The sequence below is a fragment of the Litorivivens lipolytica genome (assembly GCF_014191715.1).
Taxonomy (GTDB): Bacteria; Pseudomonadota; Gammaproteobacteria; order Pseudomonadales; family Spongiibacteraceae; genus Litorivivens; species Litorivivens lipolytica.
The window spans coordinates 625,797-643,789 of record NZ_JACHWY010000002.1; the positions used below are offsets into that span (position 1 = coordinate 625,797).

Annotated in this window: 16 protein-coding genes; 14 read left to right on the forward strand and 2 right to left on the reverse strand. The window is 56.5% G+C overall.

Annotated features, from left to right (window positions below; translation table 11 throughout):
* Nucleotide 1: 1 nt before the first annotated feature.
* Together FHR99_RS11215 and FHR99_RS11220 are read left to right on the forward strand one after the other, a co-directional pair.
* On the forward strand, nt 2–946 hold the full coding sequence (locus tag FHR99_RS11215) for a polysaccharide deacetylase family protein (RefSeq protein WP_183410741.1): 945 nt from the start codon (nt 2–4) through the stop codon (nt 944–946).
* Entirely contained in the window at nt 943–1,866 is a 924-nt protein-coding gene (locus FHR99_RS11220; protein WP_183410742.1) for a polysaccharide deacetylase family protein, read from the forward strand. Before FHR99_RS11215 ends, FHR99_RS11220 begins: the two co-directional genes overlap by 4 nt.
* 115 nt (nt 1,867–1,981) lie before the next feature.
* On the opposite strand, the gene FHR99_RS11225 is transcribed toward FHR99_RS11220, so the two are convergent.
* A complete protein-coding gene (locus tag FHR99_RS11225) occupies nt 1,982–2,920 on the reverse strand; it encodes a hydroxymethylglutaryl-CoA lyase (protein WP_183410743.1) in 939 nt (312 codons plus the stop codon).
* Nucleotides 2,921–3,039: 119 nt separating this feature from the next.
* Here FHR99_RS11225 and FHR99_RS11230 point away from each other — a divergent pair, with 119 nt between their 5' ends.
* Complete coding sequence (locus FHR99_RS11230) at nt 3,040–4,230, forward strand: CoA transferase (RefSeq protein ID WP_183410744.1); 1,191 nt, start codon at nt 3,040–3,042, stop codon at nt 4,228–4,230.
* A 53-nt stretch (nt 4,231–4,283) separates the two neighbouring features.
* Here the strand turns inward: FHR99_RS11230 and gcvP are convergent, their stop codons facing one another.
* Nucleotides 4,284–7,154, reverse strand: coding sequence for an aminomethyl-transferring glycine dehydrogenase (gene gcvP / locus FHR99_RS11235; protein WP_183410745.1), 2,871 nt, complete (start codon nt 7,152–7,154; stop codon nt 4,284–4,286).
* A gap of 94 nt (nt 7,155–7,248) precedes the next feature.
* Here gcvP and FHR99_RS11240 point away from each other — a divergent pair, with 94 nt between their 5' ends.
* The 11 genes from FHR99_RS11240 to FHR99_RS11290 all read left to right on the forward strand — a co-directional run bounded on the left by FHR99_RS11240 (nt 7,249) and on the right by FHR99_RS11290 (nt 17,895).
* Nucleotides 7,249–7,839 (forward strand): uracil-DNA glycosylase family protein, encoded by a 591-nt coding sequence (locus FHR99_RS11240; protein WP_183410965.1) that lies wholly within the window; start codon nt 7,249–7,251, stop codon nt 7,837–7,839.
* 61 nt (nt 7,840–7,900) lie between these two features.
* Complete coding sequence (gene ald, locus FHR99_RS11245) at nt 7,901–9,007, forward strand: alanine dehydrogenase (protein ID WP_183410746.1); 1,107 nt, start codon at nt 7,901–7,903, stop codon at nt 9,005–9,007.
* 174 nt (nt 9,008–9,181) lie between these two features.
* Nucleotides 9,182–10,771, forward strand: coding sequence for a FadD3 family acyl-CoA ligase (locus FHR99_RS11250; protein WP_183410747.1), 1,590 nt, complete (start codon nt 9,182–9,184; stop codon nt 10,769–10,771).
* Nucleotides 10,764–11,300 carry an Lrp/AsnC family transcriptional regulator gene (locus FHR99_RS11255; RefSeq protein WP_246386757.1) on the forward strand — a complete coding sequence of 179 codons (537 nt, stop codon included), beginning with the start codon at nt 10,764–10,766 and terminating at the stop codon, nt 11,298–11,300. The genes FHR99_RS11250 and FHR99_RS11255 overlap by 8 nt, the downstream gene beginning before the upstream one ends.
* Nucleotides 11,297–11,764, forward strand: coding sequence for an Lrp/AsnC family transcriptional regulator (locus tag FHR99_RS11260; RefSeq protein WP_183410748.1), 468 nt, complete (start codon nt 11,297–11,299; stop codon nt 11,762–11,764). The genes FHR99_RS11255 and FHR99_RS11260 overlap by 4 nt, the downstream gene beginning before the upstream one ends.
* 111 nt (nt 11,765–11,875) lie before the next feature.
* On the forward strand, nt 11,876–12,751 hold the full coding sequence (locus FHR99_RS11265) for a CoA transferase subunit A (protein ID WP_183410749.1): 876 nt from the start codon (nt 11,876–11,878) through the stop codon (nt 12,749–12,751).
* Between the two features lie 10 nt (nt 12,752–12,761).
* Nucleotides 12,762–13,562 carry a CoA-transferase subunit beta gene (locus tag FHR99_RS11270; RefSeq protein ID WP_183410750.1) on the forward strand — a complete coding sequence of 267 codons (801 nt, stop codon included), beginning with the start codon at nt 12,762–12,764 and terminating at the stop codon, nt 13,560–13,562.
* A gap of 126 nt (nt 13,563–13,688) precedes the next feature.
* A complete protein-coding gene (locus FHR99_RS11275) occupies nt 13,689–14,756 on the forward strand; it encodes an NAD(P)H-dependent flavin oxidoreductase (RefSeq protein ID WP_183410751.1) in 1,068 nt (355 codons plus the stop codon).
* Between the two features lie 10 nt (nt 14,757–14,766).
* Nucleotides 14,767–15,522, forward strand: coding sequence for an enoyl-CoA hydratase family protein (locus tag FHR99_RS11280; protein WP_183410752.1), 756 nt, complete (start codon nt 14,767–14,769; stop codon nt 15,520–15,522).
* Between the two features lie 38 nt (nt 15,523–15,560).
* Nucleotides 15,561–16,733 (forward strand): acyl-CoA dehydrogenase, encoded by a 1,173-nt coding sequence (locus FHR99_RS11285; RefSeq protein WP_183410753.1) that lies wholly within the window; start codon nt 15,561–15,563, stop codon nt 16,731–16,733.
* A 112-nt stretch (nt 16,734–16,845) separates the two neighbouring features.
* On the forward strand, nt 16,846–17,895 hold the full coding sequence (locus FHR99_RS11290) for an acyl-CoA dehydrogenase family protein (protein ID WP_183410754.1): 1,050 nt from the start codon (nt 16,846–16,848) through the stop codon (nt 17,893–17,895).
* The last annotated feature ends 98 nt before the right edge of the window (nt 17,896–17,993 follow it).

Sequence of the window (17,993 nt, forward strand, 5' to 3'; positions counted from 1 at the left end):
CATGAAGGAAGATCCCGGATTCTACGATTACTGGGCTTACCATAACCGCCCGAAAATTGAATGGCCCAACGGCGCTAAAGTAGCGTTCTGGGTCGCTCCCAATATCGAGTTCTACGAACTGAATCCGCCGGATAATCCCCAGCGCAAACCCTGGCCACAAGCCGCACCTGCGGTCGCCGGTTACAGCATCCGTGATTACGGCAACCGCGTCGGCCATATGCGCCAGATGCAGGTGCTGGATAAATACGGGGTGCGCGGTTCGATTTCCCTGAGCACGGCCTTGTGCGAACACCACCCGGAAATTATCGAGTTGTGCAAAGAGCGCAACTGGGAGTTCTTCAGTCACGGTATCTACAACACCCGTTATACCTACGGTATGAGTGAGCAGCAGGAGCGCGACATGATTCGCGACTCCATGGAAACGATCTACAAACACACCGGCCAGAAATGTGCCGGTTATCTGGCGCCGGCGCTGTCCCATTCCGAGTTAACCCTTGATCTATTTGCCGAGGTCGGTACTGAACTGTTTGGTGATGAGGGTGGTATTTATACCTGCGACCTCTTTCACGACGATCAGCCCACGCCGATTCATCTGCGCAGCGGCAAAAAGTTTGTGTCCATTCCCTACTCACTAGAAATGAATGACACCATTGCTTACGTGGTCAACAAGATCGAACCGCGTCGCTACGGTCAGAATATCAAGGACAACTTTGATCGCCTGTACCAGGAAGGCGCAGACAGTGGCACCATCATGTGCATCCCCACCCATAACTATCAGGTCAGCTGCCCTCACCGGTTGAAAGCCTTTGAAGAAGCGCTGGAATACATCACCGGTCACGACGATGTATGGGTCACCACCGGGCGGGAAATTGCCGAATACTTTTTAGAGAATTATTACGATAGTGCGTTGGCTGATATCGCCAAGCAAAGCGGAGGTGAAATATGAGCCTCGACAAAACATATCTCGAATATCCCGAGCGCAGCTACGGTATGGATCACGACCGCTATGACTGGTCCATGCTCACCGACCGCAAACCCGTTGAATGGCCCAACGGCAATAAACTCGCCCTGTGGGTGAATGTCGGTCTGCAGTTCTTTCCGCTGAACCAGCAAGGCAAGCCTTTCAAAGTCCCCGGTGGCATGACCATGCCGTACCCGGACCTGCGTCACTACTCCCTGCGCGATTATGGCAACCGGGTTGGTATCTACCGCTTTCTGAAGGCCTTCGACCGTTTCAACATCACGCCGACTTTCGCGCTCAACAGTCGCCTCGCCGAGCGCACGCCCTATCTGATGGATGTGCTGAAAGAACGCGGCAATGAAATTCTTTGCCACGGCGAACATATGGATGCTCTGCACTACGGCGGGCAGGATAAAGCTGAAGAAGCCGCACAGATCGAGCGTGCGTTGGAAAGCTTGCGAACGCTTAGCGGACAAAACGTACGCGGCTGGATCTCGCCGGCCAAAAGCGAATCCGCCAGTACACCCGATCTGCTCGCCGCCAATGGCATCGAGTATTTCTGTGATTGGGTAAACGATGATATGCCTTATCAATTCCGTACAGAAAATGGTGAGCTCACGGCCATGCCACTCTCCACGGAGCTAGAAGATTTCTTTGTGATCCAGAACAACGGTCACTCGGAAGATAGCTGGGTGGAGCAGGTGTGTGATGCTTGCGATTTTCTGCTGAACGAAGCGAAAAAGCAGGGCGGGCGTATTCTAGCGTTGAACATTCACCCCTGGCTCTTGGGTCAGCCGCACCGGATAGCGCGACTGGAAAGAGCGCTGGACTACATTACGTCACAGGATGGTGTGTGGAGTGCGGGGGCGGGTGAGATTCTGGATTGCTGGAAGGGGCAGCAGTAACCAAGCTCTCAAGTAATCCCCGTCATTGCGAGGAGCGCAGCGACGCGGCAAGCTCGTGATGCCGCTGCGATAGTTGGAGATTGCTTCGTCGTACCTCCTCGCAATGACGGTGGTTTTATGACCCAGTCGCAGCCACAAATCCCTTAGGCAACCCAGCCTCCGGCGTAAACCCATACATTTCCTCTTCCGGCAGCGCCTTTTGCACCAACTCTCTCACCGCCAGCAATTTCTCAATATCAATCCCGGTCTTCAGCCCCATCGCTTCCAGCATAAACACCAGATCTTCCGTCACAATATTGCCACTGGCACCCGGTGCAAAAGGGCAGCCGCCAATCCCACCGAGCGAACTGTCGATTGTCGTCAAGCCAATATCCACAGCCGCCAGCGCATTCGCTAACCCCTGACCGCGGGTGTTATGCAAGTGCACGCCATTCAGCTTCTCGCGGCCGCAATTTTCCCAAATGCGTTTGGTCAAACGCTTCAACTGGGCAGGGTTACCATAGCCGGTGGTATCGGAAAGACCGACTTCATCCACACCCAGCGCCACAGCTTTTACCGCCAACTGAACCACCAAATCTTCCGACACCGGCCCTTCAATCGTGCAGCCAAAGGCCGTCGAAAGCCCCACCTCAAACTTGGGGCGCTCACCTTCGGGCAGCTCGCGAATGCGCTGTACGATTAGGTCGATTTCTTCCAGCATCTGCACATGGCTGCGCTTCACATTCTTCAGGCTGTGGGTCTCGCTCACAGACAGCGGAATGGAAATCTTGTGGGCGCCAGCGGCAATCGCATTCTCTGCCCCGCGCAGGTTCGGCACCAACGCCGCCACAGCCAGACCGGGGATAGTCCGGGCATAAGCCACCACTTCGGCGGTATCCGCCAATTGTGGAATCACGCTGGGTGGCACAAAGGAGCCCACCTCGATTTCCGGTACGCCAGCGGCGGCTTCGGCGGCAATCCAGGCCTTTTTGTCCTCGGTGGACATAATGGTTTTGATGCTCTGCAGGCCGTCGCGGGGGCCCACTTCACTGATTTCAATATCAATATTTGTCATCGGAAAACAATGTGCTCGGTTGAATCAAAAGATATAAAGATATAACATAATAGCAATTGTAGCCCTTGCGGCAGGCAAATGCCACCCGCAGGCCACTCAGAACAAGACAGGTGAATCGCGTGACAGAACAAGCCACTCTGCCGTTGTCCGGTATCAAAGTCGTAGAATTTACCCATATGGTCATGGGCCCCACCGTCGGCCTGATACTGGCCGACCTCGGCGCCGAGGTGATCAAGGTTGAACCCCTCAAGGGCGACAACACCCGCCGCCTGATGGGCTCCGGCGCCGGTTACTTCCCCATGTACAACCGCAACAAGCAGAGCCTGTGCATCGACCTGAAAAACGAAAAGGGTCATGTGGTGGCGGAGAAGTTGATCGAAGGCGCCGATGTACTGATCGAGAACTTCCGTCCCGGCGCCATGGATAAACTCGGCTTTGGTTATGAGGCCATGAGCGCGAAAAATTCCGGCCTGATTTACTGTTCCCTGAAAGGCTTTCTGGATGGCCCTTACCAACACCGCACCGCGCTCGACGAAGTTACCCAGATGATGGGCGGCCTCGCCTATATGACCGGCTTGCCCGGCAAACCCATGCGCGCCGGTTCCTCGGTAATTGATATAGCCGGCGGCATGTTTGGCGTGATCGCGGTATTGGCTGCGCTGGAAGAGCGCCACCGCACCGGCAAGGGGCAGGAAGTAAAAAGCTCCCTGTTTGAAAGTACCGCCTTTATGGTCGGGCAGCATATGGCCCAGCAGGCGGTGAGCGGTAACGAGCCCCAGCCCATGTCGGTGCGTACTTCAGCCTGGGCTGTTTACGACATCTTCGACAGCGCCGACGGTGAGCAAGTGTTTGTCGGCGTGGTCAGCGATACCCAATGGCGCCTATTCTGCGAAGCCTTTGAGCTTACCGAATTCGCCGAAGACCGTTCACTGGACGCCAACACCGAGCGGGTAAAACAGCGGGACCGTATCCTGCCGGTAATCCGCGAGCGCTTCTCGGCGCTAAGCAAAACCGACCTGATGGCGAAACTGGACCAAACCGGTTTGCCCTTTGCTCCCATCAACAAACCCTCGGATCTGTTTGACGATGTGCATCTAAATGAATCCGGTGGCCTGCTGGATCTCACTCTGCCGGGCGGCGAGAAAACCAAACTTCCCGGCCTGCCCGTGAATATGGCGGGGCGCCGTTTTGGTGTGCGTCAGGATTTACCCAAAGAGGGCGAGCATTCAGAAGCAGCGCTCAAGCTTGCAGGACTTTCGGAGGTAGAGGTTCAGGAGTTGATTGAAGCCGGTGTAATCCGGCGCGCCTGAGCTGCGGAAATTTTCTTAACAGCTCAAGCGGCTTCTGGGAAAATTGAGGGCGGTTAGCCCTCATAACTCTCAATCGGTGGGCACGCGCAGAAGAGGTTGCGATCCCCATATACATTATCGATGCGGTTAACCGCAGGCCAGTACTTGTAGGTTTTCAAACCGGGTACGGGCGTGCCGGCTTGTTCCCGCGTGTAAGCACGGTTCCAGTCTGCATCCAGCATATCGGCCATGGTGTGTGGCGCGTTGACCAGCGGATTGTCTTCCAGTGACCACTCGCCGCTTTCCACTTTGGCGGCTTCTTCGCGAATGCTGATCATGGCTTCGCAGAAGCGATCCAGCTCTTCCTGGGCTTCACTTTCCGTAGGCTCAATCATCAGTGTGCCGGCAACCGGGAAGGACATGGTCGGGGCGTGGAAGCCGTAGTCCATTAGTCGTTTGGCGATATCTTCTTCGGTAATACCGCTGCTTTCCTTCAGCGGTCGCAGGTCGATAATGCACTCGTGGGCAACGCGGTCATTGCGGCCGGTATACAGCACCGGGTAGTGGCCGCTGAGGCGGTTGGCAATGTAGTTGGCATTGAGAATTGCCACTTCGGTTGCACGGGTCAGACCACGTGCACCCATCAGTGCGATGTAAGTCCAGGAGATTGGCAGAATACCTGCGCTGCCGTACGTGGCGGCAGATACGGTAACGTTGTCTTCACTCAAACCATCGATATCCAGCACCGGATGGTTGGGCAGGAAGGGCGCGAGGTGGGATTTCACACCAATCGGGCCCATGCCGGGGCCGCCACCACCGTGGGGAATACAGAAGGTTTTATGCAGGTTCAAGTGAGAGACGTCGGCGCCGAATTCACCGGGCGCGGCGAGGCCGACCAATGCGTTCATATTGGCGCCATCCACGTAAACCTGACCGCCGTGTTGATGAATGATGTCGCAGATTTCGCGAATACCTTCTTCAAACACGCCGTGGGTTGAGGGGTAGGTAACCATCAGCGCGGCCAGCTCGTTGCTGTGGCGCTCGGCTTTTTCACGCAGATCGTCGATATCCACGTTGCCCTTGTCGTCGCAGGCAACAATCACAACCTTCATGTCGACCATCGCTGCCGAGGCCGGGTTGGTGCCGTGAGCGGATTGGGGGATCAGGCAGATATTGCGCTGATGATCGCCATTGCTGTCGTGGTATTTCTGAATGGCTAGCAAGCCCGCGTATTCCCCCTGAGAGCCCGCGTTAGGCTGCATGGAGAAGGCGTCGTAGCCGGTACACTGAATCAGTTGTTGCTCCAGCTCATCGATCATCGCCAGATAGCCCTGCACCTGCGACTTGGGTGCAAAGGGGTGAATGCGACCGAATTCGGGCCAGGTCACCGGAATCATTTCGGCGGTGGCGTTAAGCTTCATGGTGCAGGAACCCAGCGCAATCATGCTGTGGTTCAATGCGATATCACGGCTTTCCAGCTGCTTCATGTAGCGCAGCATTTCAGTTTCGCTGTGATGGGTATTGAATATCGGGTGAGTCAGATAGGCACTCTGACGCTTCAGCTCAGCGGGGATAGCGGGGTCTTCATCCAGCTCAGCATCAATCGCCACAAGATCCGGTTTGAAGTCGTTTTCCAGTAAATCCCACAGGGCTTCTACATCTGCGCGGGTAGTGGTTTCATCAAAACTGATGCCCAGCGCCCCGTCGAGCTTGCGCAGGTTGATGGCGCGTTCCTGAGCGCGTTCGAAAATCATATCGGTGTTGTCGCCGGTTTCGAGCACGATGGTGTCGAAAAAGCTGTCAAAGCGCAGTTTCAAACCGAGCTGTTCAAAACCCTTGCCGGCAATGGCCGCCAGACGGTGGCAGCGGGCGGCGATAGTGCGCAGACCTTCCGGACCGTGATAGATGGCGTAAAACACAGACATGATGGCCAGCAGAGCCTGCGAGGTACAAATATTGGAGGTCGCTTTCTCTCGGCGGATGTGCTGCTCGCGGGTTTGCATCGCCATGCGCAGCGCCTTGTTGCCGCGCTTGTCGACGGAGACACCGATAATGCGGCCGGGCACCGAGCGCTTGAAGCTGTCTTTGGTGGCAAAGAAAGCGGCGTGTGGGCCGCCGAAGCCCATGGGTACGCCAAAGCGCTGGGCGCAGCCGACGACCACATCGGCCCCCATCTCGCCGGGCGGGGTGAGCATTGTCAGACTCAGCAGATCAGCCGCAACCACCACCAGTGTGTCGGCGTTGTGGGCCTTTTCAATCAGAGAGGTGAGGTCGACCACTTCGCCGGTGGAGCCGGGGTATTGCAACAGAGCTGCAAAGGCGGGTTGGTCGGCCAGCGCCTCACGCGGGCCTACAGTAATTTCCAAGCCGAGCGGGCGAGCGCGGGTTTCCAGTACTGCGATGGTTTGCGGATGACAGTTTTCATCCACAAAGAATACGTTGCTTTTGTTTTTGCGCGCTGAGCGCTTGCACAGCGTCATGGCTTCGGCGGCGGCAGTGCCCTCGTCCAGTAGGGAGGCGTTGGCCAGCTCCATGCCGGTCAGGTCCATCACCATTTGCTGGAAGTTGAGCAGGGCTTCGAGGCGGCCCTGAGCGATTTCCGGCTGATAGGGGGTATAGGCGGTGTACCAGCCCGGATTTTCCAACACGTTGCGCAGAATCACGGGCGGGGTGATGGTGTCGTAGTAGCCCATGCCGATATGGGTGCGCGCTACCACATTTTTCTTAGCCAGGCTTCGGAGGTAATCCAGAACCCGCGTTTCCGACTGAGGTTCCGGCAGATCCATGGGCTGGCGGCGGATGCTGGCGGGCACGGTCTGGCCGATCAGGTCTTCCAGGGTGCTTACCCCCAGAGTCTCCAGCATGCTTGCAATCTGCGCGTCGTCGGGGCCAATATGGCGGCGCAGAAAATCGTCCTGTTGTTCAAGTGCGGACAGTGTTGCCATGGATGATAAATCTCCGAAATAGCGCAGTCTGAAAAGGCGCGTATTAAAGCATATTGGGGGCCGATTTTCCTTGGCTGACAAAGGTAGCAAAGTTATCGCCCGTGATACCGGCCATAAGCTGGCTAAATTATTGGCAGAGGTTCGGGCCTGCAATCTCTGCGAGGCGCAGCTGCCGCTCGGGCCTAACCCGGTTGTTCGCGCCAGCACCACAGCGCGGCTACTAATAGTGGGGCAGGCGCCCGGAACCCGGGTGCACAATACCGGCATTCCCTGGAATGATCCCTCCGGTGACAGGCTGCGCGACTGGCTGGGCTGGAGCCGCGAGCAGTTCTACGACGAGTCACTGGCCGCCATTGTCCCCATGGGGTTTTGCTACCCCGGCAAGGGGAAAAGTGGCGATCTGCCGCCGCGCCCGGAATGTGCACCTGCTTGGCACGATAAACTGCTGGCGCTGATGCCGCAGATTGAGTTAGTGCTATTGGTGGGTCAATACGCGCAGAAATACTATCTGGATGCACCGCGCCCGACCTTGACTGAAACTGTCAGGCAGTATGCGGATTATGGTCCTCGCTTCCTGCCGCTGCCTCACCCCTCGCCTCGCAATCAGCTCTGGTTAAAGCGCAATCCCTGGTTTGAGCGCGAGGTGGTGCCGGCGTTGCGCGAACGCGTGAAGCACTTCTCTTAACCCCCGTACGACCGATTCTGACTACACTGTATTTAAGTGCCGTCGCCTTGTGGAGGTGTGAGTGATTGTCGGTTTGCCTAAGGAAATCAAAGCTCAGGAGCATCGCGTTGCGCTGATGCCGGAACAGGTCGAGCGCTTGCGGAAGGTCGGGCATCAGGTGCTGGTGCAATGCGGGGCCGGAGTGGGCAGCGGCTTCAGTGACGAAGATTATCAAGCGGCTGGTGCAGAACTGCTGGCCACGGCTGGCGAGGTATTCACGCGCGCGGAGCTGATTGTCAAGGTCAAGGAGCCTCAGCCTGCTGAATGTGATTTGCTGCATGAGGGGCAGATTCTCTTCACCTACCTTCATCTGGCGCCGGATAACGGGTTGGTGAATCGCCTGCTACGCAGTGGCGTTACCGCGATAGCCTATGAAACCGTGCGCGACGGCGAGGGTCGATTACCGCTGTTGTTCCCCATGAGTGAAATTGCCGGCCGCGTCGCGGCTCAGGCGGCAGCCCGGTGTTTGGAGAAAACGCTTGGCGGACGGGGTGTGCTGCTGGCGGGAGCAACCGGCGTTGGTCCTGCCAGCGCGCTGGTCCTGGGCGGTGGCGTCGTGGGCGTAAACGCGGCGCGTATTCTGGCGGGAATGGGGGCAAAGGTTACGGTACTGGAGAGTGCAGAGCAGAAGCGAGATCAGCTGCGGCAAGACTGGGCAGGGGTGTTTGATGTTGAGCCCTCGACGGGGCGGGAGTTGGAAACGCATTTGCCGGAGGCGGATGTAATTATTGGAGCCGTGCTGGTGCCGGGTGATGCCAGCCCCAAGCTACTCACGCGCGCCGATCTGACTAAAATGAGAGCTGGCGCAGTGCTTGTGGATGTGGCGATTGATCAAGGAGGCTGCTTTGAGAGCAGTCGCCCCACCACCCACGATCAGCCCACCTATATAGAGCAAGGTATCGTGCATTATTGCGTTGCCAATATCCCGGGGGCTGTGCCGCGGACGGCAACGGCGGCCTTGTCCCGGGCTACTTTCCCCTTTATTGAAGCAATTGCCAGCCGGGGCTGGCGGGCAGCCCTAGCCGCCGATGCCGGGCTGGCTGCAGGTCTCAGTGTAAGTGAGGGCAAACTTTATTGCCCTGCGGTGGCGCGGGCGCAGGATAGGAACTGCACGCCTTTGCCCTTTTGAGCACTTTAGGTGGGGCTTATAGCGCCAAATCGTATGAGAATAGTGATCAATATACGCTGATTGTATAAAAATGCGTAAATATCATCCCTTGGGATTACGCATATTGCTTGCGAAAGCCTTTTCCCCTGACTACACTTAATGCCCAATTCTTCTGGCAGAGCACGTGAATCAGGCATGTCACAGAGCCCATCACTCCCGTTGAGTCTGCCCGCGCTAATAGCCTGGGCGGCCGACGAATACAACGATAAAACAGCGATCAAGGAAGGGGATCGCCGGGTCAGCTATGACGAGCTGGCCCAGCTGGGTTGCCGTGCGGCCGCAGCCTTTGTAGCGGCTGGCATCGAGAAGGGCGACCGGGTTGCCATCTGGGCGCCCAATATGACGGAGTGGATTGAGGCGGCTATTGGCCTTGAGTCCGTCGGCGCCGTGCTAGTGCCGCTGAACAATCGGCTGCAGGGCAATGAGGCGGCGGATATTTTGCGTCGCAGTGGTGCCCGCATTCTGCTCACGTATACCCGCCTGGAAAAAGGCGAGCCATTGGCTATGTTGGCCAGCGAAGATCTGCCAGCGCTGGAGCACCGTGTGCTGTTGCGTGGCAGTGCTGAACGCGCCGAGAGCTGGGATGCTTTTTTGGACCGCGCTGACGGTGTAGATATCGAGGTGTTGGAAGCGCGCTTGGCGAGCGTTGAGCCCGACGATGTCGCCGATATGCTGTTTACCTCCGGCACCACCGGCAAGCCCAAGGGCGTGCTCTGCACCCATCGCCAGAATATTCAGGTGTTCAAAACCTGGGGCGATACGGTTGGCCTGCGCAGCAGCGACAATTATCTGATTATCAATCCCTTCTTTCATACCTTCGGTTACAAGGCCGGCTGGCTGGCGGCGATTATTTTCGGCAGCACCATTTTGCCGGTGATGGCTTTTGACAAAGAGGCCGCGATGAAGCAGATCGAGGCCGACAAGGTCACCATGCTGCCCGGTGCGCCCTCGCTCTATGAAATGCTGCTGGCCGATCCCGCCCGTGACAACTACGACCTCTCCAGCTTACGCCTCGGCGTAACCGGCGCGGCCTCGGTGCCCGTCAAGCTGGTAAAAGACATGCGCGACGTGCTCGGTTTTGAAACGGTCGTCACTGCTTACGGACTGACCGAATCCACGGGTGTGGTGAGTATCTGTCGCCCCGACGACGATGCGGAAACCATCGCCACTACCTCTGGTCGTGCGATCGAAGGCGTTGAAGTGAAATGCGCCAACCCGGAAACCGGGGATGAAGTGCCTCGCGGCAGCGAAGGAGAAATCTGGGTGCGCGGCTATAACGTGATGCTCGGCTATTTTGATATGCCTGAGGCCACGCAGGAAACCATTACCGAAGAGGGCTGGCTGCGAACGGGCGATATTGGGGTGATGGACGAGCGCGGTTATTTGCGCATCACCGATCGCTTGAAAGACATGTACATCATGAACGGCGAAAACGTCTATCCGGCCGAAGTTGAGAAAACGCTCTATGGTTTGGAAGGTGTTGCCCAGGTTGCCGTAATTGGCGTCCCTAAGGCGCCTCAGGGCGAAGTGGGTATGGCCTTTGTGGTGCTGAAGCCGGGAGCTTCCTTGGATAAAGACGCGGTGGCGGCCTATGCCGCTGCCAATCTCGCACGCTACAAAGTGCCAATGCACGTGGCCTTTGTCGACTCACTACCGCTGAATGCCTCGGGCAAAGTGGTTAAGCCCGAACTGAAAAAGCTGGCCAGAGAACAGGGCCTTGGCTGAGGGCGTATTGAAAGACGCGGTGGCCGAACGCATCCCCATGCACTCGCTGCAGATGGATGAAGCCGACCACAAGCTGGTGTCACTGCTGCGGCAGGATGGGCGAATGCCTTTCAAGACACTGGCAGAAAAAACCGGGCTGACCGAAAACACGGTTCGCAGTCGGCTGCGCCGGCTTGAAGAGCAGGACCTGCTCAGAGTGGTTGCAGTCACCGATTTCGAGGCGGCCGGGTTTTCACTCATGCTGGCCGTGGGTGTGCAGGTAGAAGGGCGCAGTGCTGCCGAGGTAGCGGCAGATTTGGCTAACTTCCCGGAAGTGTTTTCCGTGTGTCAGGTGGTGGGTAGCCACGATATTGAGTGTCTGATGGTGGCGGAAGATCAGGAAGCGGTATCGCAATTGATCACTCAACGCCTTGCCGCGGTACCCGGTGTGCGAAGACTACTGCCGGCGATGGCGATCGATGTGCTGAAAAATCAGCCGAACTGGGTGTTGTTCGACAAGTCGCGAACTGCCGAGGGGAAGGACGCATGAGCAAGCGTCGCCTCGATGAACTGGATCAGAAGATTGTTGAGGTGCTGGCGGAAGATGCCCGCACCAGCAATCGCAAGATAGCTGCAGAGTTAGGTGTAACCGAAGGCACCGTGCGTGGCCGCATCAAGCGCATGGAAGATGAAGGTCAGATTCGCATTACCGCGGTGACCAATATCGATCACCTGCGCAATCCGACACTGGCTTACATCTGGATTGAGGTCGACAGTGCCGCCGAAGTCAAAGCGGTAGCGCAGGCCTTGGCCGACACGCCGCAGATTGGTTTTGTGGCGGTAACGCTGGGGCGTTTTGACATTCTGGCGATCACGCTGGTGCAGAACAATGGCCAGCTGGCGGATTTTTTGAATACGAAAGTTAGTGTGATTCCCGGTGTGCGAAGAACGGAGTGCTCGCTGGGAGTGACCTTTGTTAAACACGATTATCGGATGTCGAAGATACTCGGATAGACCGTCATTGCGAGCGCAGCGAAGCAATCTGTTCAAATGTGGCAGAGGCTAATCGAGATTGCTTCGCTGCGCTCGCAATGACAGATGGATATTAGAGAGGAAGGAGAATTTATGAACAAGCAAATGAGCCTGCAGGACGTGGTCGGCCAATTGCGCGATGGTATGACCATCGGCATTGGCGGCTGGGGCCCGCGTCGTAAACCGATGGCGTTGATCCGCGAAATCCTGAAGTCCGATCTGAAAGATCTGACCATTGTCGCGTACGGCGGTGCCGATGTGGGCATGCTGTGCGCGGCAGGCAAAGTGAAAAAGGTCGTGTTTGCTTTTGTGTCACTCGACTTTATTCCGCTGGAGCCTTACTTCCGTCAGGCGCGGCAGAACGGTGACATCGAAGTGATGGAAATTGATGAGGGCATGATGCTGCTCGGTCTGCGCGCTGCGGCCTGGGATTGCCCCTTTATCCCGACCAAAGTCGGTCTGGGCACCGACGTTATCAAGTACAACGCCGATATCAAAGTGATCGACAGCCCTTACGATGACAAAGAGTGGGTGGCGATGCCGGCGCTGAAACTCGACGCCGCGCTGATTCACGCTAACCGCGCCGATACCCGCGGTGTCTGTCAGATCACCAGCCCGGACCATCATATGGACGATTGGTTTGCCCGCGCTGCGGAGAAAACCTTCGTGACGACCGAAGAAATTGTCGACACAGAATTCTTCGCCGACGAAGCAGAAGCTCGCATGGTGTTCTGGGAGCGTAGCCAAACCACAGGCGTCGTTCACGTGCCCGGTGGTGCCCACCCGACGTCTTGTGCGCCGAACTACGGCTTTGATGTGCCGCACTTCCAGGAATACAACGCGTCAGCGAAAGACGGTGGCTTCGCGGCTTACGCCGATAAGTTCATCACTGGCAAGAGCGAAGACGAATACCAGCAAGCAGTTGGTGGACTCGACGCCATTCAGAAACTGCCGAAACCGGTTTACTAAGGAGACGACAATGGCTACGCCTGCAAAAGACTACACTCTGGCGGAACTGATTATCTGCGCCAATGCCGCCGCCTACGAAAACGACGGCGAAGTACTGATCACCGGCATCGGTGTGCTGCCGCGCATTGCCGCCAGCTTGGCAATGAAAACCTGCAACACCGATATCATGATGACCGACAGCGAATGCTGGTTGTTGTCCGAGCCGAATCCGCTGACTCGCGGCAAGGACTATAAACAGATGAATGAAACCTGGATGGGTTTCTCACGCATCTTTGACAACGTTTGGAGCGGTCGTCGTCACCTTACCGGTGGTCCAACTCAGATTGACCGCTTTGGTCAGACCAATATTTCTGCTCTGGGCGGCACCTACGAAAGGCCGAAAGTTCAGATGCTGGGCACCCGTGGTTTCCCGGGTAACTCCATTTCGCATGCGAACTCCTACTTTGTGCCTTCACACACCACCCGTGTATTTGTAGAAGGTGAAGTGGATGTGGTCTGCACCATCGGTTACAACCCCGAGCGCATGCCGAAGGGATATACCAACGACGATATTGATCTGCGCATGATATTTACCGATCTATGTGTGATGGATTTCGGCGGCCCCAACAACCAGATCCGTCTGGTCAGTTTGCACCCCGGCATTAGCGTTGAGCAGGTCGTTGAAAACACCGGTTTCGAAATCTGCATTCCGGATAACGTGCCGACGACGCCGGCACCGACGGAAGAGCAGCTCGCGATCATTCGCGAAATCGATCCGAAGGATCTGCGCAGCAAGCAATTGAAAGATAACCCTCCGGGCGACCGGAGCTGATGCGGCAAACCCTCACCCCAGCCCTCTCCCCAAGGGAGAGGGGGCGCACAGGGCTGACTAGTCGGTACCCTCTCCCGTTAGGAGAGGGACAGGGTGAGGGTGGTTTTCAGCAAAACAGAGCAAACTATGTCTAATCCATTAAAAACACGCATCACCGACCTGCTCGGCTGCAAATACCCAATCATTCAGACCGCGATGGGTTGGGTGGCTGATCCGCAGCTGGTGGCCGGTACCTGTAACGCAGGTGGTTTTGGTTTTCTCGCAGGCGCGACGATTCCGCCCGAGGAAATGGAGCGCGATATCCTGCGGGTGAAGGAACTCACTGATAAGCCTTTCGGTGTGAACTTTCATATGTATCAGCCCAACGCCGCCGAGATTGTCGAACTCGTGATCAAACACGGTGTGCGTGCGGTCAGCTATTCCCGCTCGCCCGGCCCTGAGTTTATTAAAAAGCTTAAGGACGCCGGTGTGGTCTGCATGCCGACCGTGGGCTTGCCCAAGCATGCCATCAAAGCGGTTGAGCTGGGTGCCGATGCGGTAACCGTTCAAGGCGGTGAAGGTGGAGGTCATACGGGCTCTGTTCCCACGACGCTGCTGTTGCCACAGGTTGTTGATGCCGTTGGCGACAAGGTTCCGGTGTTAGGTGCGGGTGGTTTCAAGGATGGTCGAGGTCTGCTCGCTGCGATGAGCTACGGTGCAGATGGTATTGCCATGGGCACGCGCTTTTTGCTGACCAAGGAGAGTCCGGTACCCGAGGCCACTAAAGCGCGCTATATCGACTGCAAAAATCCGGGCGATATTGTGGTCTCGACCGCAATGGATGGTCTGCCGCAGCGCATGATCATGAATAAGGTTTTGAAGGAGCTGGAGTCTGCCAGCGCCCTGAAGAAACTGATTATTGCCCTGCGCAACGGTTTGGCCTTTCGCAAGTTTACTGGCGCCAGTTTGTTTGGCCTGTTGAAGTCTGCCATGGCCATGACCAAGTCCGGCGATCTCACACTGGCCCAAGCCATTATGTCGGCGAATGCGCCGATGATTATTCAGAAAGCGATGGTTGACGGACAGCCGGAGGAGGGGGTTTTGCCCTCCGGTCAGGTGGCCGGTGTCATCGATCAGTTGTTGAGCTGTGAAGAATTGATCAGCCAGATTATCAGTGAGGCCGAAGCCGGCCTGCAGAAATTTCAGAAGGATTGAGGACAGGAACATGAGCAAGCCTTTTAGCCTGAATATTTCCGAAAGCGGTATCGCGGAAATGATTTTCAACAAACCGCCCGTCAATGCTTTTGATAGTGCAGGCTGGTTTGCCATTGCCAATGAAATTGAAGCGCTCGGCAAAAATGACAAGGTGCGCGTGATCATTATCGCCGCCGAAGGCAAAGGCTTCTGTGCCGGTGTGGATATCAAAGAGCTGCAGGCGGATGCCGGCAAGATCACAGCGGTTAACAAAGGCAACTACGACACCTTTAAAGCGATCCATCGCAATGAGAAACCCGTGATCGTTGCTGTTCACGGGTTCGTGTTGGGTGGTGGTATCGGTATCAGCGGTGCGGCTGACATTATTGTTGCCTCCGAGTGTGCGACCTTTGCAGTTCCGGAAGTGGATCGCGGTGCGATGGGCGGTGGCGCTCACCTGCAGCGCATGTTCCCGGTACAGAAAGTCCGTTACATGTACTTTACCGGCGAAGGCATTGATGCACAGGAAGCTTACCGACTGGGTGCAGTAGAAAAGGTGGTTCCGCGCGATCAGCTGCTCGCCACAGCGCGCGAGATGGCCGAGAAGATCGCCGAAAAATCGCCGCGCATGATTCAGCTCGCCAAAGAAGCGCTGACGGGTATTGAAGACGGCAATCTCGAAGATAAATACCGCTGGGAGCAGGGTTTTACCCAGGAGGCCTATGCTTCCAAAGATTCCCAGGAAGCGCGTGACGCCTTTGTTGAAAAGCGCGACGCCAGTTTCTGATTTGAGTGCATGCACGCATAAAACACAGGTAAAGAACTATGCAATTGGAATTTACTGCCGAACACCAAGCATTTCGCAAGGAAGTCCGCGAATGGCTGGCGGCTAACGTTCCCGCCGAGCCGCTGAAGACTTTTGATACCGAAGAAGGTTTTCAACAGCACCGCGAGTGGGAAAAGAAACTCTACGAAGGTCGCTGGGGCATGATTACCTGGCCAGAAGAAATGGGTGGCCGCGGTGCCGACCTGATTCAATGGCTGATCTTTGAAGAAGAATACTACGCCGCGCGCGCCCCACTGCGTGTTAACCAAAACGGTATTTTTCTGCTTGGCCCGACCCTGATGGAGTACGGCACTGAAGAGCAGAAGAAGAAATTTCTGACCGGTATGGCGACAGGTGAAGATATCTGGTGTCAGGGGTGGTCTGAGCCCAATGCCGGTTCGGATATGGCTGCTATTCGCTCCAAGGCGGAACTGAGCGACGACGGCAGCCACTACGTGATCAACGGCCAGAAAACCTGGTCGACTCGCGCCGTCTGGGCGGACTGGTGCTTTGGCATGTTCCGCACCGAGCCCGATTCACAGCGCCACCACGGGCTGACTTTTATTCTGGTGCCGCTCGATCTTGAAGGCATTACGGTGCGCCCCATCCCGCAGTTGGATGGTCTGCCCGGCTTTGCGGAAATCTTTTTCGATAACGTGAAAGTGCCTGCCGAATACCGTTTGGGCGGTGAAGGCGAGGGCTGGAAAGTGGCGATGGCCACGGCTGGTTTTGAGCGTGGATTGATGCTGCGCTCGCCGGCACGCTTTCAGGAAACCGCCAAACGTTTGGTTGAGCTGTATCAGGCGAACCGAGAATCGGCGGATCGTGACCCAGCGAATCGCGAAGCGGTATTGCGCGCTTATATGGATGCGGAAGCCTACACACTGACGACTTATCAAACCGCGTGTCGTTTGATTAAAGGCGGCAAGATTGGTGCAGAAGCCTCGACCAACAAGATTTTCTGGTCTGAGCTCGATCAGCAGATGCATGCCACCGCGCTCAGCATCTTGGGCGCTCGTGCCGAGTTGCAACCCCACGCGCCGGATGCCGCTGGTGTTGGTACCTGGCTCGATGGCTGGATGTTCGCCCAGTCGGGCCCGATTTATGCCGGTACCAACGAAATTCAGCGCAATATTATCGCGGAACGCATGTTGGGTATGCCCCGCAAGTAACCCCTCACCCCGACCCTCTCCCCAAGGAGAGGGGGCGCAACGAACGCGCAGCTCCGTAGCCTCTCCCGTTGGGAGAGGGACAGGGTGAGGGAAAGGTAGCGAGAGAAATGATATGGATTTTACTTTTTCAGAAGACCAACTCCTTTTTCAGGAATCCGTCCGTGATTTTCTGGTCAATGAAATCACGCCAGAAAAAATCCGCGAGCTGTGGGAAACCGACAGCGGTCGCAGTCCGGAATTATGGTCGCAACTGGCAGAGTTGGGCTTAACCGGTATTACCGTGCCGGAAGACTTCGGCGGTCTCGGCATGCACATGCTGGACTTTGTGCTGCTGGCTCAGGAATGCGGTTATGTTGCGCTGCCCGCGCCACTGGTTCATACCGCCATGGTTGCTGTGCCGCTGATCGTAAACAGCGCAAATGACAACTTGCAACAGACCTGGCTGCCGAAAATCGCTTCGGGCGAAGCGGTGGTAATGGTCGGTCTCGAGCAGAATATCTTTGTCGAAGATGCGCATATTGCTGACCTGTTGATTCTTGAGAAGGCTGGAGCCTTGTATGCGGTAGAGCCGGGCAACGCGACGCTTCGTGCGAATGAGTCTGTGGATCTGTCTCGCAAACTGTTTGTGGTTGAGTTTGATGAAGCCAAGGCCGACAAAATTGCCGAGGGTGATGCGGCGCAATCATTGATCGACGCGGCATTGAACGGTGGTGCTTTGGGTGTCGCAGCTGAAGCCCTGGGCCTCGCCCAGCGCATGGTCGATATTTCGGTTCAATACACCAGCGAGCGCAAACAGTTTGGTGTGGCGATTGGTACTTTCCAGGCGGTTAAACATCATATGGCTAACATCGCCTACCGTCTCGAATATGCCAAAGCCCCGGCTGCGCGTGCGGCCTATGCGATTGACCACGGGCAGGACAAAATTGCGATGGCGGTAAGTCATGTGAAATTGGCTGCCAGTGAAGTTGCGAATCTTGCGGCCAAAAATTGCATTCAGGTGCACGGCGCGATGGGTTACACCTGGGAAGTGGATCTGCATATTTACATGAAGCGCGCCTGGGCCTATGCCAGTACGTGGGGTGATGCAGCTTTTCACAAGCAGCGTGTTGCGGATTATGTGTTGGCGAATGATGCCAAGCTGGGGGCGGGGAATACGTTCTAAAAAATAACCCTCACCCCGTCTCTCTCCCAAAGGGAGAGGGTGCGCACTGAGCTTGCCGAGAGGTTCCCTCTCCCTCAGGGAGAGGGTTAGGGTGAGGG

What these genes read in the sequence shown, in the direction of transcription:
- FHR99_RS11215 (WP_183410741.1), top strand. Translation starts at nt 2, where the DNA reads ATGAAGGAAGATCCCGGATTCTACGATTACTGGGCTTACCATAACCGC.
- FHR99_RS11220 (WP_183410742.1), top strand. Translation starts at nt 943, where the DNA reads ATGAGCCTCGACAAAACATATCTCGAATATCCCGAGCGCAGCTACGGT.
- FHR99_RS11225 (WP_183410743.1), bottom strand. Translation starts at nt 2,920, where the DNA reads ATGACAAATATTGATATTGAAATCAGTGAAGTGGGCCCCCGCGACGGC.
- gcvP (WP_183410745.1), bottom strand. Translation starts at nt 7,154, where the DNA reads ATGGCAACACTGTCCGCACTTGAACAACAGGACGATTTTCTGCGCCGC.
- FHR99_RS11250 (WP_183410747.1), top strand. Translation starts at nt 9,182, where the DNA reads ATGTCACAGAGCCCATCACTCCCGTTGAGTCTGCCCGCGCTAATAGCC.
- FHR99_RS11260 (WP_183410748.1), top strand. Translation starts at nt 11,297, where the DNA reads ATGAGCAAGCGTCGCCTCGATGAACTGGATCAGAAGATTGTTGAGGTG.
- FHR99_RS11265 (WP_183410749.1), top strand. Translation starts at nt 11,876, where the DNA reads ATGAACAAGCAAATGAGCCTGCAGGACGTGGTCGGCCAATTGCGCGAT.
- FHR99_RS11270 (WP_183410750.1), top strand. Translation starts at nt 12,762, where the DNA reads ATGGCTACGCCTGCAAAAGACTACACTCTGGCGGAACTGATTATCTGC.
- FHR99_RS11275 (WP_183410751.1), top strand. Translation starts at nt 13,689, where the DNA reads ATGTCTAATCCATTAAAAACACGCATCACCGACCTGCTCGGCTGCAAA.
- FHR99_RS11280 (WP_183410752.1), top strand. Translation starts at nt 14,767, where the DNA reads ATGAGCAAGCCTTTTAGCCTGAATATTTCCGAAAGCGGTATCGCGGAA.
- FHR99_RS11285 (WP_183410753.1), top strand. Translation starts at nt 15,561, where the DNA reads ATGCAATTGGAATTTACTGCCGAACACCAAGCATTTCGCAAGGAAGTC.
- FHR99_RS11290 (WP_183410754.1), top strand. Translation starts at nt 16,846, where the DNA reads ATGGATTTTACTTTTTCAGAAGACCAACTCCTTTTTCAGGAATCCGTC.